Annotated in this window: 19 protein-coding genes; 6 read left to right on the forward strand and 13 right to left on the reverse strand. The window is 71.0% G+C overall.

Annotated elements, in window-relative coordinates; genetic code table 11:
* Positions 1-966: alcohol dehydrogenase catalytic domain-containing protein (locus ACWEOO_RS41300; protein ID WP_452147715.1), on the reverse strand; the 966-nt coding region annotated here is incomplete at its 3' end.
* Positions 967-1,131: 165 nt separating this feature from the next.
* On the opposite strand from ACWEOO_RS41300, the gene ACWEOO_RS41305 reads away from it, so the two are divergent.
* Genes ACWEOO_RS41305 through ACWEOO_RS41320 form a run of 4 tightly spaced genes read left to right on the forward strand, consistent with a single transcriptional unit; the run spans position 1,132 to position 4,049 of the window.
* Positions 1,132-1,998 (forward strand): universal stress protein, encoded by an 867-nt coding sequence (locus ACWEOO_RS41305; RefSeq protein ID WP_452147716.1) that lies wholly within the window; start codon positions 1,132-1,134, stop codon positions 1,996-1,998.
* A gap of 1 nt (position 1,999) precedes the next feature.
* Positions 2,000-2,914, forward strand: coding sequence for an ABC transporter ATP-binding protein (locus ACWEOO_RS41310; protein ID WP_452147717.1), 915 nt, complete (start codon positions 2,000-2,002; stop codon positions 2,912-2,914).
* Entirely contained in the window at positions 2,893-3,696 is an 804-nt protein-coding gene (locus ACWEOO_RS41315) for an ABC transporter permease subunit (RefSeq protein WP_452147718.1), read from the forward strand. The genes ACWEOO_RS41310 and ACWEOO_RS41315 overlap by 22 nt, the downstream gene beginning before the upstream one ends.
* A 2-nt stretch (positions 3,697-3,698) precedes the next feature.
* Entirely contained in the window at positions 3,699-4,049 is a 351-nt protein-coding gene (locus ACWEOO_RS41320) for a hypothetical protein (protein ID WP_452147719.1), read from the forward strand.
* 11 nt (positions 4,050-4,060) lie between these two features.
* Here ACWEOO_RS41320 and ACWEOO_RS41325 read toward each other — a convergent pair whose 3' ends face one another.
* The 8 genes from ACWEOO_RS41325 to ACWEOO_RS41360 form a co-directional block, all read right to left on the reverse strand.
* Complete coding sequence (locus ACWEOO_RS41325) at positions 4,061-4,552, reverse strand: DUF2231 domain-containing protein (protein ID WP_452147720.1); 492 nt, start codon at positions 4,550-4,552, stop codon at positions 4,061-4,063.
* Positions 4,553-4,621: 69 nt separating this feature from the next.
* Positions 4,622-5,068, reverse strand: a complete 447-nt coding sequence (locus tag ACWEOO_RS41330; protein WP_452147721.1) for an FMN-binding protein — start codon at positions 5,066-5,068, stop codon at positions 4,622-4,624.
* Complete coding sequence (locus tag ACWEOO_RS41335; protein ID WP_452147722.1) at positions 5,065-5,331, reverse strand: FMN-binding protein; 267 nt, start codon at positions 5,329-5,331, stop codon at positions 5,065-5,067. Before ACWEOO_RS41335 ends, ACWEOO_RS41330 begins: the two co-directional genes overlap by 4 nt.
* A gap of 271 nt (positions 5,332-5,602) precedes the next feature.
* Positions 5,603-7,024 (reverse strand): ferredoxin reductase family protein, encoded by a 1,422-nt coding sequence (locus tag ACWEOO_RS41340; protein WP_452147723.1) that lies wholly within the window; start codon positions 7,022-7,024, stop codon positions 5,603-5,605.
* Between the two features lie 23 nt (positions 7,025-7,047).
* Positions 7,048-8,280 carry a sensor histidine kinase gene (locus ACWEOO_RS41345; RefSeq protein ID WP_452147724.1) on the reverse strand — a complete coding sequence of 411 codons (1,233 nt, stop codon included), beginning with the start codon at positions 8,278-8,280 and terminating at the stop codon, positions 7,048-7,050.
* Entirely contained in the window at positions 8,277-8,936 is a 660-nt protein-coding gene (locus tag ACWEOO_RS41350; RefSeq protein WP_452147725.1) for a response regulator transcription factor, read from the reverse strand. The genes ACWEOO_RS41345 and ACWEOO_RS41350 overlap by 4 nt, the downstream gene beginning before the upstream one ends.
* Positions 8,933-9,682, reverse strand: coding sequence for an FAD:protein FMN transferase (locus tag ACWEOO_RS41355; RefSeq protein WP_452147726.1), 750 nt, complete (start codon positions 9,680-9,682; stop codon positions 8,933-8,935). The genes ACWEOO_RS41350 and ACWEOO_RS41355 overlap by 4 nt, the downstream gene beginning before the upstream one ends.
* Positions 9,683-9,700: 18 nt before the next feature.
* Positions 9,701-11,563: a copper resistance protein CopC gene (locus tag ACWEOO_RS41360; protein ID WP_452147727.1), complete on the reverse strand. Its 1,863-nt coding sequence runs from the start codon at positions 11,561-11,563 to the stop codon at positions 9,701-9,703.
* Between the two features lie 203 nt (positions 11,564-11,766).
* Here ACWEOO_RS41360 and ACWEOO_RS41365 point away from each other — a divergent pair, with 203 nt between their 5' ends.
* Complete coding sequence (locus ACWEOO_RS41365; protein ID WP_452147728.1) at positions 11,767-12,432, forward strand: response regulator transcription factor; 666 nt, start codon at positions 11,767-11,769, stop codon at positions 12,430-12,432.
* Positions 12,425-13,525 carry a sensor histidine kinase gene (locus ACWEOO_RS41370; RefSeq protein WP_452147729.1) on the forward strand — a complete coding sequence of 367 codons (1,101 nt, stop codon included), beginning with the start codon at positions 12,425-12,427 and terminating at the stop codon, positions 13,523-13,525. Before ACWEOO_RS41365 ends, ACWEOO_RS41370 begins: the two co-directional genes overlap by 8 nt.
* Before the next feature lie 4 nt (positions 13,526-13,529).
* On the opposite strand, the gene ACWEOO_RS41375 is transcribed toward ACWEOO_RS41370, so the two are convergent.
* The 4 genes from ACWEOO_RS41375 to ACWEOO_RS41390 all read right to left on the reverse strand — a co-directional run.
* Positions 13,530-14,012 (reverse strand): hypothetical protein, encoded by a 483-nt coding sequence (locus ACWEOO_RS41375; RefSeq protein ID WP_452147730.1) that lies wholly within the window; start codon positions 14,010-14,012, stop codon positions 13,530-13,532.
* A 65-nt stretch (positions 14,013-14,077) separates the two neighbouring features.
* Positions 14,078-17,125, reverse strand: a complete 3,048-nt coding sequence (locus ACWEOO_RS41380) for a multicopper oxidase domain-containing protein (protein WP_452147731.1) — start codon at positions 17,123-17,125, stop codon at positions 14,078-14,080.
* 10 nt (positions 17,126-17,135) lie between these two features.
* Positions 17,136-18,425, reverse strand: coding sequence for a multicopper oxidase domain-containing protein (locus ACWEOO_RS41385; protein WP_452147732.1), 1,290 nt, complete (start codon positions 18,423-18,425; stop codon positions 17,136-17,138).
* A gap of 16 nt (positions 18,426-18,441) precedes the next feature.
* Positions 18,442-19,675, reverse strand: a 1,234-nt coding sequence (locus ACWEOO_RS41390) for a multicopper oxidase domain-containing protein (RefSeq protein ID WP_452147733.1), incomplete at its 5' end; no start/stop codon positions are given.

A 19,675-nucleotide genomic window follows, 5' to 3' on the forward strand; every position in this document is an offset into this window, starting at 1 on the left:
CTCGTCGAGGCCGAACCGGTGGGTGATCAGGCCGGGCAGCTGCAGCCGGCCGGCCGCCAGCATCGACAGCAGACGCGACGTGGAGAACGTGTCGACCAGACCGGTCGTGATGGTCACGTTCCGGATCCACAGGTCTTCCAGGTGCAGCGTCGCCGGAGCGCCGTGGACACCGACGTTCGCGACGGTGCCGCCCGGGCGGACGAGGCGGGTGCAGAGCTCGAAGGTGGCCGGTACGCCGACCGCCTCGATCGCCACGTCGGCGCCGAGCCCGCCGGTCAGCTCGCGAACCTTCGCCTCGACGTCCTCGTCCGGACCGAGCGCCAGATCGGCGCCGCGGTCGAGCGCTGCCTTGCGCCTCGAGTCGGCGGCGTCGACGACCACGACCCGCGCCGGTGTGAACAGCTTGCTGGTGGCCAGCGCCGCCAGCCCGATCGGCCCCGCGCCGACGATCACGACGGTGTCGCCGGGCGCGACGCCGCCGTTCAGGACGCCGACCTCGTACGACGTCGGCAGGATGTCGGCCAGCAGCACCGCTTCCTCGTTGCTGACGTTGTCCGGAAGCTTGTACACCGACCGGTCGGCGAACGGAACACGGACCTGCTCGGCCTGGGTGCCGTCGATCAGGTGGCCGAGGATCCAGCCGCCACCGCCGAGGCACTGCCCGTAGTGGCCTTGCCGGCAGTACTCGCACCGGCCGCAGGCAGTGATGCAGGAGATCAGGACCCGGTCGCCGACCGCCACGCCGCGGACGCCGTCGCCGACGGCCGTGATCGTGCCGACCGCCTCGTGCCCGAGGATCCGCCCGGGCTCGACGGTGGGCACATCGCCTTTCAGGATGTGCAGGTCGGTGCCGCAGATCGTCACCGCGTCGACGCGCACGATCGCGTCCTCGGGATCCTGGATCACCGGATCCGGCACGTCGTGCCAGCTCCGCTTGCCCGGACCGTTGTAAACCAATGCCTTCATCACGAACCTCCCTGAGCGTTACGTCCCACCCTCGACTCTGGCGCGCGGGCCGGACGCGGACAGCGGCCGAACAACACGTCCCGGCGGGACCTTCGGCCCTGCCCCGCCCACCGGCGTCCGGCTTGACTGGGACTGCGGTGGTACGACCCCGAGGAGGCGCCCGATATGACCAGCGAACTGCCGGTACTGGCCGGGATCGACGGATCCCGCGACGGCCTGATCGCCCTCACCTGGGCCGCCTCGTACGCCGTCCTGCACGACGCGCCGCTGCACGCCGTGTACATCCTCGACGACGACCAGCAATCGCCTCCCGGCGCACCGATCGAAGGCCCGGACGACGGCACCGAGGTGCTCGACGACGCGCTGCGGGAGCTCGAACGGATCGGCTTCCGGTCGGCGTCGCTCGAAGTCCGGCACGGGCATCCGGCGCAGGTGCTGCTCGAGCTCGCCGAGCGGTCGATCGCCCTGGTCGTCGGCCGCCGCGGCATGGGCGGCTTCGCCGAGCTGGTCCTCGGCTCCACGTCCCAGGTCTGTACGGCGCTGAGCACCGACGTGCCGCTGATCGTCGTACCGGACACCTGGGACCCGGCCGCACCCGCGCGCGGCCGGATCGTGGTCGGCATCGACGGATCCGTCGAGGGACAGGACGCCGTGCGGTACGCGTTCGAGCTGGCCGCCGCCACGCACGCCGGGATCGTCGGCGTGCACGCCGTCGAGCTGCGCGAGAACTACCCGGATCCGCGCGTGTGGCTCGACCCGGACCGGCAGCCGTGGATCGACCAGTCCGACGAACTCCTGGCCCAGACGCTCGACGGCTGGACCGCGAAGTACCCCGAGGTCGCGGTGCAGCGGCACGGCGTCACCGACCATCCCGTCCTGGTCCTCGCCCGCGAGTCCGCGGCCGCCGACCTGGTCGTCGTCGGCGGCGTCGGGCAGACCGCGTTCTCGGAGCTGCGCCTCGGATCCGTCGCGCGCGGGCTGCTCTACCACTCGCAATGCCCGGTCGCCGTCATCCACCATCGGGAGCCGTGAGATGGACACCGTCATCAAGACCCGCGGGCTGACGAAGCGCTTCGGCCGGCGGACCGCCCTCGACGGGCTCGACCTCGACGTACCGCCCGGTGTGATCGTCGGGTACCTCGGGCCGAACGGCGCCGGCAAGACCACCACGATCCGGCTGCTCGCCGGGCTGATCCGCCCGACCGCCGGCTCCGCGATCGTGTTCGGCTTCGACGCCGCCGACCAGTACGACGCCCTGCAGCGGCGGATCGGCTACCTGCCGGGCGAGTTCGCGGCGTACCCCGACCTGACCGGCACGCAGTACCTGGACTACTTCGCCCACCTGTACGGCGGCGTCGACCGGGCCCGGATCGACCTGCTGGCCAAGCGGTTCGACCTCGATCTCGGTGTCCGCATCGCGGCGTTGTCGCGCGGCAACCGGCAGAAGATCGGGATCGTCCAGGCGTTCATGCACGAGCCGGACCTGCTGATCCTCGACGAGCCGACCTCGGGCCTCGACCCGCTGATGCAGCGCGAGTTCCGCACACTGCTCCGCGAGACCAGCGACGCCGGCCGGACGGTGTTCCTCTCGTCGCACGTGCTCTCGGAGGTCGAGGCCGTCGCGGACACCGTCGCGATCCTGCGGGCCGGCCGCCTGGTCACCGTCCAGTCGGTGCAGGCCCTCAAGGACCGCGCCCGGCGCCGCCTCGACCTGACCTTCGCCGACGTCCCGCCGGCCGCCATGATCCATGCCGTCCCCGGCGTCCACGACGTCGCAGTGGAAGGCCGCACCGCTCGCGTCACCTTGACCGGGTCGACCGCCGAGCTGATCCGGGCAGTCGCGCCGTACGAGGTCACCAACGTGCTCAGCCACGAAGCGGATCTCGAGGCAGCGTTCCTCGACTACTACGACGGCCAGGAGGAGCCATGTTCCGCAACGTCTTCCTGAAGTCGCTGCACGACGCCCGCCGCGGACTGATCGGCTGGTCGATCGCGATCGCCGTCCTGGTCCTGCTCGAGTGCGCGCTGTGGCCCTCGGTGCGGGACATGCCCGACCTGAAGGACCTTTACTCCTCGTTCCCCGAACAGCTGCGCAAGTTCTTCAACCTGGAGGCGATGACGACCGGCGCCGGATTCCTCAACGCGGAGCTGTTCACGCTCCTGCTCCCGGCGCTGTTCCTGATCTACGGCATCGGGCACGGCGCCCGGGCGGTGGCCGGCGAGGAGGAACGCGGCACGCTCGAACTGTTGCTCGTGACACCGGTCTCGGGCTCGCGGATCGTCGTCGACAAGGCAGCGGCCCTTGCCGTGTCGGTGACCGTGCTCGGCGTCGCGCTGTTCGCGGCGACGACGGTCGGCAGCCTGATCTTCGACCTCGGGATCTCGGTGCCGCAAGCCGCGGGCGGCGCGCTCGCGCTGACCCTGCTCGGCATCGAGTTCGGCGTCCTCGCACTCGCGGCCGGTGCGGTCACGGGCCGTCGCGGCACCGCTGTCGCCATCGCGGCGACGGCCGCCACCGCGGCGTACGTCGTCTACGCGATCGGGTTGATCCTCCCGCGGTTCGAGGCTTGGCAGCCCTACTCCCCCATCTACCAAGCCTTTCACGGCGGGCCCCTGGGCGCGGGGCTCCAGCTCAGCTACCTGTGGCTGGCTGCCGGGGCGGTCGTGGTCACGCTGTTCGCCCTGCCGGCGCTCGACGGCCGCGACATCTCGACCGCGCACGCAGGCTGACCATGGCCACGGTTCCCCGCCGCGACGTCCTCGCCTCGCTACTGATCGCCTTCCTGCTGGCGGTTCAGTTGCCATTCGTTGCGCTGAGCAACCGTGCGGGCGCCTGCCTGTCGCTGGTGGCGATCGGTGGCGTCGTCCTGCTGCTCGGCGGCGCGCTGCACCAAGACATCGGCGGATGGCTGGCCGTGTCCCTCGCTGTCGTGTCCGCGGTGACCGGCACGCTGGCGATCCCGCTGCCGTCGGCCCTGCTTTCCACGATCTCGATCGGCTCGATCCTGGTTCTGTGGTCGGTCACGCTCACTACACATCTGACCTTCCGCGCCCCCGAGCTCGACCCAGCCACCCGTCACTGACGGACCGCTGGTCAGGGGCGCGCGGCCCAGTTGCTCCAGCTCGCCTTGGCTCCGGAGTCACCGATCCGGACGACGTCGTACACCGCGGCAGCCGAGACCACCACCGCGAGCACCGTCAGCGTCACGGTGACGGCGTTCGAGGACGGAGCGAGAAACGTGCGCCGCGCCGGCGTCCGCCCGGAGCTCTCCCGCTGCCGCCACCAGACCACAAGCGCCAGCGCCGCGACGCCGATCGCCGCGTAGATGGCGGTGTCGCCGAGCTCGGCGTGCCGGTGGACGAGAGGGTTCGCCGCGACCCGGCGCTCCAGCCATTCACCGGCGCTCGTGGTGATCGGCACCAGCACGACGACCAGCACCGACAGCGCCGCGTTCGGCCCGGCGAGCCGCCTTCGGCCCGCGGGCCAGACCGCTGTCAGCGCCAGGAGTGCCGCCGACAACGGAAGCAGGACGACGATGGCGTGCACGAGGAGCACGTGGGCGGGGAGACCGTTGACAGTCTGCATTCAGGTTCCTTCGACTCGACTCGGAGGCCCCACACTGGCAGCCGGATCTTGGGGAATTCTTGGAACCCGTCAGCCCGCCGCACGGAAGTGCGCGGCGTCCAGGGCCGACTGGAGCGACCGGCGGTACCCGTCCGAGGTGAACGTCGCCCCGGACACCGTGTCGATGCGGCCACTCTGGGCGGCGACCGCCTCCTGCTCGAGCCGCGGCAGCGCGAACGAGCTGATCTCGCGATCACGCCCTCCCGACGACGGGTAGGTCACCGCGGTCACCGCCACCAGCCGCCGCCCGCGGATGGTGACCCGCACCTGCACCGGCCCGTACCGGGTGCCTTCGGACGTCCCGTTCACCGTCACCTCACCGGAGCTGGTGCTCACGATGCCTGGTGTCGCGACGGGATGCGCGGGAGTCGACACGTGGTTCCGGCTGGTCGGGAAGAGGAACAGCAGCACCAGCAGTACGCCGGTGGCGCCGCCGACCACGATGTTGCGCCGCAGCCGTTGCGAATGCGCCGTCATCGCGCACCGGCCTGGTGCGCGGCGTCGAGCGCAGACTGCAGCGATCGCCGGTAGCCGTCCGAGGTGAACGTCGCGCCGGACACCGTGTCGATGTGTGCGCTCTGCGCCGCCGTCGCCTCCTGGTCGAGGCGCGGCACGGCGTACGCGTTGATCTGGTCGGTCTGCCCGTCGCCGCTCGGATGCTGAAGCGCGCGGGCCCCGGCGATCCGTCCGCCGCGGACGGTGATCTCCACCTGTACGGGGCCGTACTGCGTGTCGGCCACACCACCAGCGACGACAACCGACTTCGCCGGCGCACTGGTGCTCGGCCTCGTCGACCTCGTCGGCTTCGTCGACTTGGTCGGCCTGCCCGGTCGCGGTGCCGAGCGCGGCGGTGCCGCCGGTCGGGTCCGTGGTGCGGCTTCGGGACTGACGATCGCTGCTCCTGGAGCGGTTGTTTGCGGCTGCAGGCTCGCCCGGAAGGCCACCGCTACCACGGCCGTTGTCGCGATCGTCATCAGCAACCTGATCCCGCGCCTCACCCGCGCTCTCCTCTCACCACGAGAACCGTTCCTGGTGCAGTTGCCCGGCGGGCAGCCCAGCCGCTAGCACGGCCGCGCAGGCCGCATCCATCCAGCGGTCCGGACCGCAGACATAGACGTCGTACTGCGGGAGTCCCGGCACCAGGCGGCGTACGGCGTCCGCGTCGGACCAGGACGCGGCGCTCTCGGGCAGCCACGACGTACGCCCGCGCAGCCGCGGGCCGAGCAGATAGTGCAGCGTGATGCCCCGGCGGCGGGCGAGCTGCTCGAGCTCGTCGCGGAACACAAGGTCCTCGACGCTGTGCGCGCGGTACACCAGAACCGCGTCACCCGGCGCGTAGTCGAGCTCCTCGAGCAGCGCCCGCAACGGCGTGATACCGATGCCGCAGGCAAGCATCGCGACCCGGTCGGTGGCCCGCCGCTCGGCGGTCAGCCGACCGTACGGCCCCTCGACCGCGACCCGCGTTCCGGGCCGTAGCCGGGCGAGCCGGCTGCTGCCGTCGCCGGCGGCCTTCGCGGTCACCCGGAGCCGGTCCGGTGCGGGTGACGCCGACAACGAGTACGGGTTGCCCCGTGACCAGCCCGGACCGTCGAGGAACCGGAACACGAAGTACTGCCCCGCCCGGACCGGCATCCGGTGCAGTCCCCGTCCGCCGAGCGTCACGGTCACCACTCCCGGCGCTTCGTGGACGACCTCGCGCACCGTGAGGCCGTGCCGCAGCGTCCGCCAGAGCGGCAGCAGCAGCCGGTACAGCACGATCGCGCCGAGCGCGGCGCCGTACGCCGACCACCAGTACACCTGCGCGAGCCGAGAGGTCGTGAAATCCGCACCGGTCCAGATCTCGTGCGGAATCGACAGCCCGACGCCCACGTACGCGTACAGGTGCAGCAGGTGCCACGACTCGTACCGCAGCGCCCGCCGCGCGACCTTGATCGACGTGAGCACGACCACGGTCAACGCGACACTCGCCGCCGCGGCCAGCAACATCCCGCCGTACGTCGTGACCACGGTCCACGTCTCACGCAGGACGTTGTTGTGATCGCGCATCGTGTAGCCGACGAGGATCGCGGCGATGTGGACCAGCAGGAGGTTGAACGACCAGAAGCCGACCAGGCGGTGCCGCCGCGCCAGCTCGTCCTGACCGTAGCTCCGCTCGATCATCGGCACCCGCGCCATCAGGAACACCTGCACGAGCAGCAGATCCGCGGCCACCAGACCGGACAGCCGCCCGAGAGAGGTGAACAGGTCGGCCGGACCGTTCAGGAGCGTCTGGACGCCACGCCCGGACACCCACAGCGCCACGACGACCAGCACGCTCGCCCAGCAGAGCACACCGGTCAGGTCCCGCCACCAGGACGGCGTCCGGCGCGGTCGCCTGCGGACATGCGCGATGCGCGGCCGGTTCGCCACCTGTGCAGCACCGCGGTTCGTCATACTGCGACGATGACCGCGGAATCTTAGACCTTCCTTGGACCGTCGTCCGCGAGCGCGGGCAGCACGAGCTCGAAGGTCGCGCCGATCTCGCTCGGAACGAGCCGGAGCTGCCCGCCGAGCCGGTTCGCGACGTCGTGGGCGAGCGCCAGCCCGAGGCCGTAGTGTTTCCGGCCGGACCGGTGACCACCGGAGTCGAAACGACGCAGGACACGCTGCGCCGCTTCCGGGCCGATCCCCGGGCCGGTGTCGCTGACCGCGAGGATCACCTCGCCGCGCCGGCGGCGGACGTCGATCCGGACGTCGCCGTCGCGCGGCGTGTGGTCGATCGCGTTGTCGACGAGCGCCATCGTGGCCCGCCGGACCGCGCTCGGCGACCCCAGCGCGGCCGCAGGGCCGTCCTCCGCCGTCCACCGCAGCCGCACCCCGGCCTGCTCGGCGTGCGCGCCCGCCGCGGCGGCGACATCTTGCGCGATCCGTGCCAGGTCGACCGGCTCGTGGTCCTCGGCGCCGCGCGGATCGGCCGCGGCCAGCAGGTCGTCGACGACCTCGGCGAGCCGGCGCGTGTCACCGACCACGCCGCGCGCGTCGTCGAGCAACTGGTCCTCGGCGCCGTTGCGTCGCAGGGCTCTCTCGAGGACCTGCGCACGCGTGCTCAGCAGCGTCAGCGGCGTCCGCAGCTCGTGCCCGGCGTCGGCCACGAACGCACGCTGCAGAGTGAGGGCCTGCGCCAGCGGCCGGACGGCGCGCCGCCCGATCAGTACGCCCAGCAGGCCGGCCAGCAGCAGCGCGAGGACGGTCGCGAGCCCCATCGCCTGCAGGAGGCGGGCGCGTTCCTTGTGGGCCGTCGCGAGGTTCAGTACCGCTTGCACCGGCCGGTCTTTCACGAGACCGGTGGCGATGCGGTACTCGCCGTCGTCGTTCTCGACCGTGATGACTTTGATCTGCTCCGTGGCCTGGCCCCGCAACGCCTCCAGCTCCGGCGCCAGCTCGTCGGGTAGGCCTGGTGAGCTCGACGTGCCGGACGGCCCGCTCATGACCAGCCAGGTCCCCGCCGGTGGATCGCCTACGTCGTCGGCAGTCGTGATGGCGGACCGGAGCAGGTCGTCCGCCGCGCCGGCCTGACCGCGCACGACGACCACGGTGACAAGGGCAATCAGCAGCAGCATCGCCAAGGCGACCAGAGCCGCTGCTTGGACGGCGACGCCGCGACCGGCCCGGCGTACCAGGACCTCGTCGCCGATCGGGCTGCCGCTCACAGCTTCCCCAACCGGTAGCCGAGCCCACGTACGGTCTTGATGACGTCGCGCCCGAGCTTGCGGCGGCAGTAATGCACGTAGGTGTCGACGACGGTCTCCGACTCGGCGGCGTCGAACACGCGGTCGAGCAACTCCGCCCGGCTGAACACCGCCGCGGGCCGCGCCGCCAGCAGCCCGAGCAGCGTGGCCTCCCGCTCCGACAACTCCACGGATCCGCCGTCGGTCCGCCTGACCGACCGGGCGGCCAGGTCCAGCGCACCGCCCGGTACGGCGAGCTCGACGGCATGGTCCAGGTGACGCCTGAGCAACGCGCGCACACGGGCCAGCAGCTCCGTCAGCTCGAACGGCTTCGTCAGGTAGTCCTCGGCGCCCGCGTCGAGGCCGTCGACCCGGTCCGCGGTGCTGTTCCGTGCCGACAGCACGAGGATCGGCGTACCGACGCCACGGCTCCGCAACCGCGCGATCAGGTCCAGGCCCTCCACAGCGGGCAGGCCACGGTCGACGATCATCGCGTCCACCGGCTGCGTCAGGGACAGATGCAGTCCCCGTTGACCGTCGGGCGCCCAGGTGACGGCGTACCCCTCGTCGGTGAGCACCCGCTCCAGGAGGCGTGCCAGGTCGGCATCGTCCTCGATCACCAGGATCCTCGACGTCACACCTGCCCCCAGCGCGCCGTGGCGAACAAGTTGCCGTCAGCAAGAACACCGAGCCCCTCGTAGCCCGGCGGCAGCACGGTGGGCCAGTCGTCACCGGCCACGAAGGCCGCCGTCGCGAGCACGTCGGCGCACTCCAGCGACGGACCGGTCACCGACACCGACAGCCACCGCGTGCCGGCCGGACGGCCGGTCCTCGGGTCGTACAGGTGCGCGCCCCGGGCAGCCGTCCCACTCGTCGCGACCGCTCCCCCGGTCCGCGGCACGCCGGCGATCACCTGGCCGGGATCACGCGGATCCTGGATGCCCACGGTGAACGGCTCGCCGCTCGGACACACCACGAGGACGTCGCCGCCGGCGTTCAGGCACCAGTCCACGTCACCGGCCTCCCGCAGTCGTTCACCGGCTCGCTCGACAGCCCACCCTTTCACCAACCCCGAAGGGTCCCAGCTGCCGCCGGGCACCTGCGCGTCGAACAATCCACCGGTCGCCTCCCGCGCGGCCGCGCAGCGCTCAGCGACCTCTCGCACCACCGCATCGACGGAGTCCCAGCTCACCTCGCCCCGCGCCAGCAGACTCACCGCACTGTCCTCCCGGTACGGCGAGAACACGCGATCGACCTCCACCAACTCCGCGAACACCTCCCGCACCGCGGACTCCGCCCGCTCGGACCCCGCCGCCCCGCCGCGCGCGAGCACGCTGATCGGCAGTCCCATGATCTGCTCGACCCAGCTCCGGCGCGGCACCATGACGCAACGGTACGACGCTCACCGAACCCCCGAGGGAACCCGCTCCTCCCGCGCGGCCGCCGCCATCGGTGTCCGCGCGCGGCGGTGCCTGCGGACCAGGACAATGCAGACCCCCAGCGCGATGAGCGTGACCAGGACGGCTACGCCGTTCGTCCACGGGGCCAGACGGCTGTTCGACACCGCCACGGAACGTGGCGCGAGTCCCGACGGCACCATCCAGGTCGTCGTCAGGACGGCAGGACCGAGCTGGTTGCGACCGACCACGATCCGCAGCGGGATCGGCCCCGTCGCCTCGACGTCGACAGCTGCCTGCCAGCGCCCGCCGCCCTGTGCGGCGCCCGGAGTACGCCGCAGCGCGGTCCCGGTGCTCGTTCCCAGGTCTGCCGTCACTGCAGTGACCGGGCCCGGGGACGGACGCCGGCTACTCACCACATCGACCAGCAGCAGGCTTCGTCCGGGCTGGTTCGGCCCGAGTGAAACGGTGATCAGCAGGTCGTCCACCTGGTAGTCGGCCCGCGAACTCGCTGCCTCGGGCTTGTCGAACTGCGGCCCACGGGCCGGCGGTGTCACGGCCAGGACCACAGCGATCAGCACCGCGCCGATTCCGAGCAGCGGGGAGACCACCTGCGCCCGTGCCGACGGCGCCGCGGCCCGCCGGAGCGCTCCTCTCAACCAGGGATGGAGCCGCAACGCGTGTCTGAGGCCGAGGACCAACAGCGCAGCTGCCAGTGCGAGCTTGACCAGGAGCGCACGCCCATAGAGCGTGCCCAGTACAGCGTCGACGGAGGCGACCTGGCGACCGGTCAGCAGCAGCCCGGAGATCACGAGAACCGCGACCGACGAAGCCGCAACCGGTCCGAACGCCCGCCACAGGTCGACGCGGATCATGCGCTGTCCAGCCAAGCGAGCGGTCAGGATGCCTAGGACGACAAGACCGCCGATCCAGGTCAGGGCCGCAGCCTGGTGGAGCGCCAGCACGGTCAGCGAGAACGGTCCACTGCGCGCATGGCTACCGGCCGCCCTCAGGACGAGGTCTGCCAGCAGGAGAGCCGTCAGGGGAAGCGTTGCCGTGGTGTTCGAGCTCACTCGGCGGGACTGCCGCACCAGGAGCGTGCAGATGACGATCAGGACAGCTTCACGGACCGACAGCCGCAGCAGCTGACCCGAATCTCTGGCCACCGCCAGACCGGAGCCGGCTCCGGACGCCTCCGACCACTGCCGCACACCTCTGAACAGCGATGCGAACACCGAGAGCATGCCGAACGCGGCCGCCAGCCCCCACATCGTGGCCAGCGGCTCCGCGGGCAAGGTGATCCGTCGCCGGGAAGCCGACGCGACGACGAGCACCCAGCCGCACATGATCGCCGTCGCGCCTGCGTCGAACCAACCGAGGGCAACGTCAGCCACGGTTCCCGCCGGACCGGTGACAGACTCGGCGGGCCGGCCGGACGAGGTGGCGGCCAGCCCGACCCCGAACACCAGGGTCCCCTGCAGCCGGTGCAGGTCGTACTTCGACACGACGCTCCAGCGCAGCTCGTAGACCGACCGTGGAAGCTCCGGGAAGCCGGTCAGCACCACGTGCAGACCCTGATCCGCGATCCGCGCCGTCACCGGGAACGCCTTGCCGTCGCGATCGGTGAGGACGAGATCGAGGCCCGCGGCCGTGGGCGGCTCGGAGAACCACAGGTCGAGCTGGCGCGGCGCCGTCCGGACCGTCTGCCCGTCCGAAGGCGTCGAACGCAGCAGCACGGGATGGGCCTGAGCCACTCCGGCCTGACTCAGCCAGGCGAGTCCGGCCACGGCCAGCACGAGCAGCGCGCGGGCCGGCCACCTGGGTCGCCACCAGTCCCGGTGCATGCCCGTGGTCACCCCCTTGAACACCAACAGTGCTGCTGGCGACGATCCCGCACCGCACCGGGCGGAGGCGTCAGATGACAGGACTTTCACCCGGTTGTCACCGTCCGCGAGGGGCGAATGGCCGTACGGGCTTCCCTACGGGTGACCGGCAGGTCACTATGTCCTTTGGGGATCGGGGGAGATCCGGGACAGCGGGCGTGCCACACGGCGCCCACTGGGGGGAAGACATGACGACTGTGCTGGTGATCGATGACGAACCCGAGGTCGTGCGGTTCGTCCGCCGCGGGCTCGAGGCGGAGGGCTACCAGGTCCTGACCGCCACCGACGGCGGCGACGGGCTCCGGCTCGCCCTGACCAAGCGGCCGGATTTGATGGTCGTCGACCTGCGGATGCCCGAGGTCGACGGCGAGGCGGTGATCGCCGCGGTGCTCGTGAGCAGTCCGGAGACCCGCGTGCTGGTGCTGTCGGCGGTCGCCGACGCGGAGGTCCGGGTGCGTTGCCTGGAGCAAGGAGTCGACATCCTGCCGAAGCCGTTCTCGATCCGGGAACTGCTGGCCAGGGTCCGGTTCGGCCTGCGCGGCGCCGGCGGGAAGACGTCGGAGGAGCTCACCCTGCGGGTCGGCCGCATCGTGCTCGACGTCCGCACCCGCAAGCTGCGCGTGGACGGTAGCGAGGCCGCCCTGTCCGAGCGGGAGTTCCTGCTCATGCAGCATCTGATGCGCAAGCCCGACCGGGTGTGCTCGCGCAGCGAGCTGCTCTCCGCGGTCTGGGGGTACGACTTCGATCCGGCGACCAACGTCGTCGACGTCTACGTCCGCCGGCTGCGCGGCAAGATGACCCGCGACGTGATCCAGACCGTGCGCAATGTCGGCTATCAACTTCAGAGTGCGTGACGCCGCGCCGGTCGTGACCGGCCGGCGCAGCGCGGTCCGCACCGGCCGGCCCTGGTACCGGCTCGTCGACGTGGTTCTCGCCGTGTTCGTGCTGGGCATGCTCGCGCTGATGAACGCGATGATCGGCCGCGAGGTGATCCCGTACCACCTGCTGTTCCTCGGTCTGACGCTGGTGTACGGGTTCCGGGTCTGGCCGCTGCGGCCGACGCTGGTCGTCACGCTGCTGGTCACCGTGACGACCGGATGGGTCCTGGTCGACCACCAGCTCAAGGACGGCAGCAGCCGGGCGGAGTGGGCGGAGATCCCGCTGATGCCGTTGCTGTTCCTCGCGATGGTCTGGCACGCCCGGCGCCGTAAGGCCGCCCAGGACCAGGTCGAGCTGATGTCGGAGGAGCGCCTCGCGGTCTTCGAGCGGGAACGCGAATTCTTCCGTGAGGCCTCGCACGCGATGCGAACGCCCGTGACGATCGCCATCGGCCACCTCGAGCTCCTCGAGCCGGCGCTCGGCACTCGGGAGTCGGCCGACGACTACGCGATCGTCCGCCGCCAGATGGGCCGGCTGTCGGCGCTCTCGACCCGGCTGCTCGCGCTCGCCAAGCTCGACTCCGGACGGGCCCTGCGTCCCGGCGACCTCGACCTCGGTGAGTTCCTCGCCGGTGTCGGGCGGAACTGGCGGGAGAGCGCCGACCGCGACTGGTCGATCGACCTGCCCGCCGGCCTGCGGGTCGTCCAGGCGGACCGCGCCTGGCTCGAGCTCGCGGTCGACGCGCTCGTCGAGAACGCCGTCCACTTCACCGCTCCTGGTGAGCGCATCCGGTTGTCGTGCGAGCGGGCGGGACCGTGGTACGTGATCAGCGTGGCCGACGCCGGGCCGGGGATCCGGGCCGTCGACCTGCCACATGTCTTCGAACGCTTCTGGCACCGCCGCCCGCCGGGCGCCGCGCCGATGGGCAGCGGTCTCGGGCTGGCGATGGCCCGCGCGACCGTCCTGGCGCACAACGGCCGCATAGCCGCCGGCCGGGCTCCTGAGGGCGGCGCGCTCTTCCAGGTCTTCCTCCCGGCCGCGCAGGATCCGGAGCCCGCCGCCGTCTGAACCCTCACAGCACCGGCGCATGACGTAGGCGCAGGTCTCCCAGCTCGACGGACGCCTTCTCGCCGTGGCGCAACGCCCCCTTCGTGTTCTGGTAGACGAGGTAGTAGGTCTGTCCGGCACGTAACGAGTGACCTTGCTTCATCACCGAGATGCGCTTCGTGCTGCCGTCCCGCGCCTCGCTGACGAGCACGGGCGGGTGCTGTACGTCGGACTGGAAGCGCCCTGCCTTCTCGCTGTCCAGGACGACATAGGTCAGCGTGATCAGTCCGCCGTCGCCGACCACCGCGATCCGGCTGAAGCGGACGCCGTACTGTTGCTCGATCGCCGTACTCTGCGGGAACGAACCGGCCTCGCCGGACGCCGACCAGTCCTTGAGGCCGACCAGCAGGCCGGCCACCAGCGCCATCCCGAGCACCGCGCCCAGCACGACCAGGCGATTGACTCCCCGCGCCGGCCCAGCGGGCCGGCGCATCGTTGCTTCCAGCATGTGGTTCCCCTCCCACGGATCGGAGCCGAGGTCCTGGTGGGGACAGGACCCCGGCTCCCCTGGTGCTACGGCATCGTGTACCTGGTCGAGTTGAAGGTGTCGAAGTACGCCTGGCCGGCGGAGCTGGAGCTCAGTCCGGCCGACACCCCGAGCCAGGCCGTCTCGATCCGCAGCGTGCTGGTGTTCCCGGTCTGCAGCGAGCGGCTCACGCCGTCGACGAGCAGGCGCAGGGAGCCTGCCGAGCCACCTGTCGCCGGGCCGGACGTCCAGTCGACCTGGAGTGTGTGGTTACCCGGCGTCAGCGTCACCCAGGCACCGGTCAGCGTCCCTGCCCCGCTACGGGCCAGGACGGTCCGGACCTGCGCCGAACCCGCCGCGTACCGGTACTCCAGCGCGAACACCTGGCCGTTGGCCGCCGTCCGGCCCTGCAACAGGCTCAAGGCCGTGTTCTGGTTGGTGCCCGAGACCAGCGTGTTCCGGTTGAAGACGAACCGGGCGTGGTACGACGTCTCCGCCGCCGGCGTGTTGTCAGTCAGGTAACCGGTGCCGGGCAGGGTGACCTGCAGGCCGCGCAGGCTCCCCGGCTCGAGCGGACCCGGCCGCGCGGCCGTCGTCGTGTTCGCGACCCCGCCGGTGCTGCCGCTCCAGAACCCGAATCCGCCGGACTCGAAGTCGTCGGAGAAAATCCGGTTCGGCCGCTGGACCGACACCGTCGTACCGACCGGCTTGCTCCAGTTGCCCGCCAGGTCCTGCACCCGGAGGTTGAAGACCTGGTTCCCCGGCGGCACCGACGTCAGCGCAACGGTGACCTGGACCTGACCGCCCACCACGCTGACCGGCACCGAGACACCTCGGCCGGCGCCCGGATCGGTGCTGCCGAGCCAGTACTCGGCCTTCGCGATCAGCGAGGCGTCCGTCACCGGCGCCGTCAGGGTCAGCGTCTCCGCCCCGTTGGTCGGGTTCGGAGCGGCGGTGAGTGCCCCGAGCACCGGCGCCGTCTTGTCGACCACGAGGTTCACCGCGAACAGCGCGCCCCAGTTGCCGGCCGCGTCCTGACCGCGGACGTAGACGTGATGAGTACCGTCGGCCAGCGCCTTCACCTGGGTGAGCGGGATCAGCCCGTAGAACGTCTCCCCGGTCGAGTCGAGCTTGCCGTCGACCGGCAGCAGTTGCAGGCCGCTCCCGCCCGGCGGGTTCGGGACGGTCGGGTCGAGGAACGCCTCGGCGTCGACCAGCAGGCTCTGCGGTGCGCCGCCGGCGTCCTTGTCGGTGATCTCCGCGGAGATCAGCAGGTTGCCCGGGTGGCTCTTGTCGGCCAGTACGCCGTTGGTCGGGTTCGGCCCGACCGCGGCCGCGTCGACCGCGGGTCCCGTGACGTCGATCGGCAGCGGGATGTCGAGCAGCGGTCCCCAAAGCCCCAGCGAGTCCTTGCTGTGCACCAGGACGTGATGGACGCCCTCGGACAGGGTCTGCAGTACGGCGGCGGGGATGTCGCCGTCCTCGGACACGACGGTCGCGCTGCGGTTCAGCGTGAGCGGCGTACCGGCGCCGTTCGCACCCGGCGAGTCCAGGAAGTACTCGGCCGCGGTGATCAGTCCGCCCGCGTCCGAGTCGTCGCCGGTCGCGGACACGGTCACCGGCGCCGTCGCGTTCGCGGGTACCTCGGCGATCGAGCCGTTGATCGTCTGCGGACCGGTCTTCGGCAAATTCAGGATGACCGAGCCGACGACACCCCAGTTGCCCGCGGCATCGAGGGCGCGGACGAACACCGTATGCCGGCCCGCGTCCAGCGCGGCCAGTGCCGCGGTCGTGACGGTGCCGGTGGCGCCGGTGACGGTCACGCCGCTGCTCGGCAGGCTCATCGGCGTACCGAAACCAGGCCCGACGGTGACCGCGTCGTCGATCACGAACTCCGCCTGGACCACCGCGGAGCCACCCGTGGTCGCGTCGCTGACGTCGGCGGTCACGACCACCGGTACCTGTCCGGTCGCCGGGTTCGGTGCGAGCTGCAGGTGCGTCGAGACCGGCCCGACCCCGTCGGTGCTCGGTGGCGGCGCGTTGGTGTCCAGGAAGGTCAGCATCCCCCCGAACGCGAACTGTGCCGGGTCAGCGGTGTGCTGCCCGTTGTTGTCGAGGTGCCGTGCCGGTTCGTAGAGCGTGAGCTTCGCCTCGGGCCCCGTCGGCATCGTGACCAGTGTGTCGAGCGTCTGCCCGGGATCGATGCTCTCGGCGGCCACCGTGGTCGCGTAGTGCATCGGGTGCCCGCCTTGGGCGATCTCGGTCTGCAGCCCGCCGAGCACGGTCATCGGGTGGGTGAGCGACCCGGCGTTGACGTAGCGCAGCAGCACCTTGTGGCCCTGGTCGGTCGCGACCGGATCGGTGGCCGGGAACGGCTTGCCGTTGATCAGCCGGTACTTCGGCGCGAACTTCCGCAGGTCGAACCCGGCCGGATTCGCGTTGAAGGCCGGATCGACCTCGCTCAGCACGACGACCGCGTCGTCGTCGTACGCGCTCGCCGGGTAACCCGCCGGCTGGGTGCCGTACGCCGTGCCGTCGGGCGGCAGCACGACCAGCGCCCCGGCGAGTCCCATCGCCACCTGGCGGGCGCCGGCCGCGGTGTGCCCGGCCTCGTAGAGGAAAGTCCCTGCCCGCGACGCGGTGAATGTGTAGGTGCGGGTGACGCCCGGTGCGACGCCGACGGTGTCCTCACCGCCGGCCGGCAGGGGTTGTCCAGGGAACGCGAGCGCGACGTTCTGCCCCGGAACCTGGTTGTGCAGCGTCACGGTCAGGGCGTCGCCCTGGTGTACGACGAGCACCGGCCCGGGCGCGGTCGCCGTACCTGCGGCACCTGTCGACGAGAATCCCCAGATCGGGACACTGCTCCCGAGCAGCGACGTCGTCCCTGCCATCGCGTACAGGTCGCAGGCAGCTGTCCCGGGGCCGAACGTACAGCCCCGCGGCGTGAGCTTGCCGACGGCAACCGACGTCCGGCCAACCTGGTGCGGCAACGGGGACGCAGCGCCCGCGACCGGTGTCACGAGCGGCGTCAGGAGTGCGGCGGCCAGCGCCGTGGCGGCGATGCCCACGGTGGCGATCCGAAGTCTGTTCGTCATCGTGGTGTCCTCACTGGCTCGCACAGCCGGCGGGCGGGTCGATGCGGAAGACCGTCATCATGCCGCCGAAGGCTGCCCCGTAGTTGGTCGCCTGCTCGAGCGCGTGGCTGTGGGCGATGTGGTAGTACTCGCCGCACTCGTTGTTCTGTGTCAGGTTCGAGGGAACCGGGTTCTTGGTGCCCAGGTAGCCGCTCTCCGAGAACCAGGTGTCCGGGCCGACCAGCAACTGGTCGGTGATGGCCGGGATCTGGGTCGGGATCGGGTTGGTCGTCGCGTTCCAGTGCTCGACGTCACGCCAGTCCATCAGGACGTCGAGGGTCTGTCCCGGACCGACATCGAGGTCGTACTTCAGGTAGGACAGGTCCTCCCCCGTCTGTCCCTGCAGCGCATGCCCGTCGCGGTTGACGACCCGTTCGTCGCTGCCGTGCGGGTGGAACGGGTAGTTCACGCTGCCGGCGTTCAGGTAGTGAATGGTCGCCGGCAGCGGGTTCGTCGCGGCGTCGTACGGCTTGATGTGCACCAGGGCGCCGTACGGCTGGGCGGGCAGCCAGGGCGCGTAGTTGGGCGCCAGCGTGTCCGGCATGCTGCGGCCGTTGATCATGAAGTACCTGGACTTCGACGCGTTCACGTCGACGCTCTGATGCCGCTCGACCGCGAGATGGACGTCGGGGTCGATCTCCGACAGCAGGTAGACGTACTCCTTGCCGTTGGCGAAGGCCGAGTCGGGCCGGTCGTTCACCTGGTTCGGGTGCCCGGCCGGACGGACCACGAGCGCGCCGTACAGCCCCATCTGGAGCTGCTTGTCCACGTCGGTACCGGTCTCGTACAGATAACTGCCCGGGCTGCCGGCGGTGAAGGTGTACGTGACCGAGCCGTCGTTCGCCGCCGCGGACTGGACCAGGGAGGTGAGCGAGCCACCCGTGTCGAACTGCGGTTGTGCCGGGTTGCCGTTCGCCTTCACGGCGAGCTGACCCGGGAACACGATCGAAGTTGCCTCTGGCAACATGTTGTGCAGGATCACCGTGACCTGCCGGCCGGACTCGACGCACAGCGTCGGGCCGGGCAGCTGGAAGCTCCGCTTGCTGTTCGCGTAGCTCCACATGTAGATCGAGTTGCCGTCGGGGGTGGAGATGTACCCGTCGCCCGCGGTGAGCGAGAAGGTCTGGTTGGCGTCGGTGTCGCAGACGGCGCCCTCGGACATCTCCGCGGCCGCGGCCTGGGTGCGGATCAGGACCGGTGCCGCCACCAGCAGCGCGGCCGCGCTCAGTGCCAGCACTCGTTGGACCGTCAGTCGTCTCATCGGATCATCGCCCCCGTCACGCGTTCGCCGCGGTCTGGGCGGGGTAGGTGCCCGGCGCGCCGACGACGATCTTCGTCATCATGCCGCCGTACCCGGCCCCGCCGCCGTTGTCCAAGTAGGAGTACTTGCGGTCGTAGAGCAGGTACTCCCCCGGCGAGGGTGCGACGAAGATCGCGTCGCGGCTCTCCCCCGGCCCCACCTCGACCGCGTTCGAGGTCAGGTAGTTCGTCGTACCGTCGCGGCCCTTCAGCAGCGCCGCGTCCTTGGCGACGACGGTCAGGTCGATGTTGTCGACCGTCAGCACGTGATTCTGGTATCCGAGGTTCGACATCCGCAGCAGCACCCGGTCGCCGGCGTTGCAGCGGATCAGCGACGAGATCGGCTGGTACTGCAGCCGGCCGGCCGCCGTACTCAGCGGATCGCCGTTCGGGGCCGTCGTGTCCGGGTACGCCCGGCCGTTGAGCAGCCAGAAGCTCGGGTCGTAGTCGGTCCAGTCGTTCACCTGGATGTGCGCGTCCCGGTAGTGCGCGGCCGACCAGAGTTCGGTGATCATGAACGCGAACTCCCGGTCGTACGCCGTCGAGCCGTCGCCGTCGTTGTACGCGTACCGCTCGCCCGGGTGCAGCGGCGTGCGGTTCTGCGCCGGGCGGACGAACACCATCCCGGTCATGCCCATCTGGACGTGCTCGACGTCCTCGAAGTGGCAGTGGTACATGTACGTGCCGGCGTCGTGCGGCCGGTAGAAGTACGTCAGGTCGCGGCCGATCGGGACCGCGAGCGACAGTTCGGGGACGCCGTCGAACAGCGGGATCGCGTTGACGAACCCGTGCCAGTGCAGCGTGTGCCCGTCGAAGAGATCCGGCCGCTGGGCCAGCCCCAGATTGGTCAGCGTCAGGTAGATGTCGTCCTCCTCGTCGAACGACAGCATCGGCGCGCTGAGCTGGGCCTTGCCGCGCTGCGCGGCGACCAGGTTCGACGTCATCCCGGTCACGTCCCGGAAGCCGAAGACGTAGGTGTTGAACGGGCTCGGCGCCAACGGATCCGGAAAGAACGGAGGGTCGGGCGGCGCGTCGCCGGGCATCCCCACCCAGCCGTCGGTACCCGCCAGATGCAACTGGCGCACCGGGTGGGCCGCGGCCGTCGACGCGCCGGCGACGGCCGCCGTCCGGCCGGGTGCGGCCAGTACGGTGCTGGTGGTCAGCAGCCGGCCGCCGAGCGCCACGCCCGCGGCGGCCGCCGCACCAGATCGG

This window comes from Kribbella sp. NPDC004138 (genome assembly GCF_053603655.1).

Coding starts and splice junctions, on each gene's coding strand:
- ACWEOO_RS41305 (WP_452147716.1), top strand. CDS start 1,132: ATGACCAGCGAACTGCCGGTACTGGCCGGGATCGACGGATCCCGCGAC.
- ACWEOO_RS41330 (WP_452147721.1), bottom strand. CDS start 5,068: ATGACGGCGCATTCGCAACGGCTGCGGCGCAACATCGTGGTCGGCGGC.
- ACWEOO_RS41365 (WP_452147728.1), top strand. CDS start 11,767: ATGACGACTGTGCTGGTGATCGATGACGAACCCGAGGTCGTGCGGTTC.
- ACWEOO_RS41320 (WP_452147719.1), top strand. CDS start 3,699: ATGGCCACGGTTCCCCGCCGCGACGTCCTCGCCTCGCTACTGATCGCC.
- ACWEOO_RS41355 (WP_452147726.1), bottom strand. CDS start 9,682: ATGGTGCCGCGCCGGAGCTGGGTCGAGCAGATCATGGGACTGCCGATC.
- ACWEOO_RS41310 (WP_452147717.1), top strand. CDS start 2,000: ATGGACACCGTCATCAAGACCCGCGGGCTGACGAAGCGCTTCGGCCGG.
- ACWEOO_RS41325 (WP_452147720.1), bottom strand. CDS start 4,552: ATGCAGACTGTCAACGGTCTCCCCGCCCACGTGCTCCTCGTGCACGCC.
- ACWEOO_RS41340 (WP_452147723.1), bottom strand. CDS start 7,024: ATGACGAACCGCGGTGCTGCACAGGTGGCGAACCGGCCGCGCATCGCG.
- ACWEOO_RS41380 (WP_452147731.1), bottom strand. CDS start 17,125: ATGACGAACAGACTTCGGATCGCCACCGTGGGCATCGCCGCCACGGCG.
- ACWEOO_RS41375 (WP_452147730.1), bottom strand. CDS start 14,012: ATGCTGGAAGCAACGATGCGCCGGCCCGCTGGGCCGGCGCGGGGAGTC.
- ACWEOO_RS41315 (WP_452147718.1), top strand. CDS start 2,893: ATGTTCCGCAACGTCTTCCTGAAGTCGCTGCACGACGCCCGCCGCGGA.
- ACWEOO_RS41385 (WP_452147732.1), bottom strand. CDS start 18,425: ATGAGACGACTGACGGTCCAACGAGTGCTGGCACTGAGCGCGGCCGCG.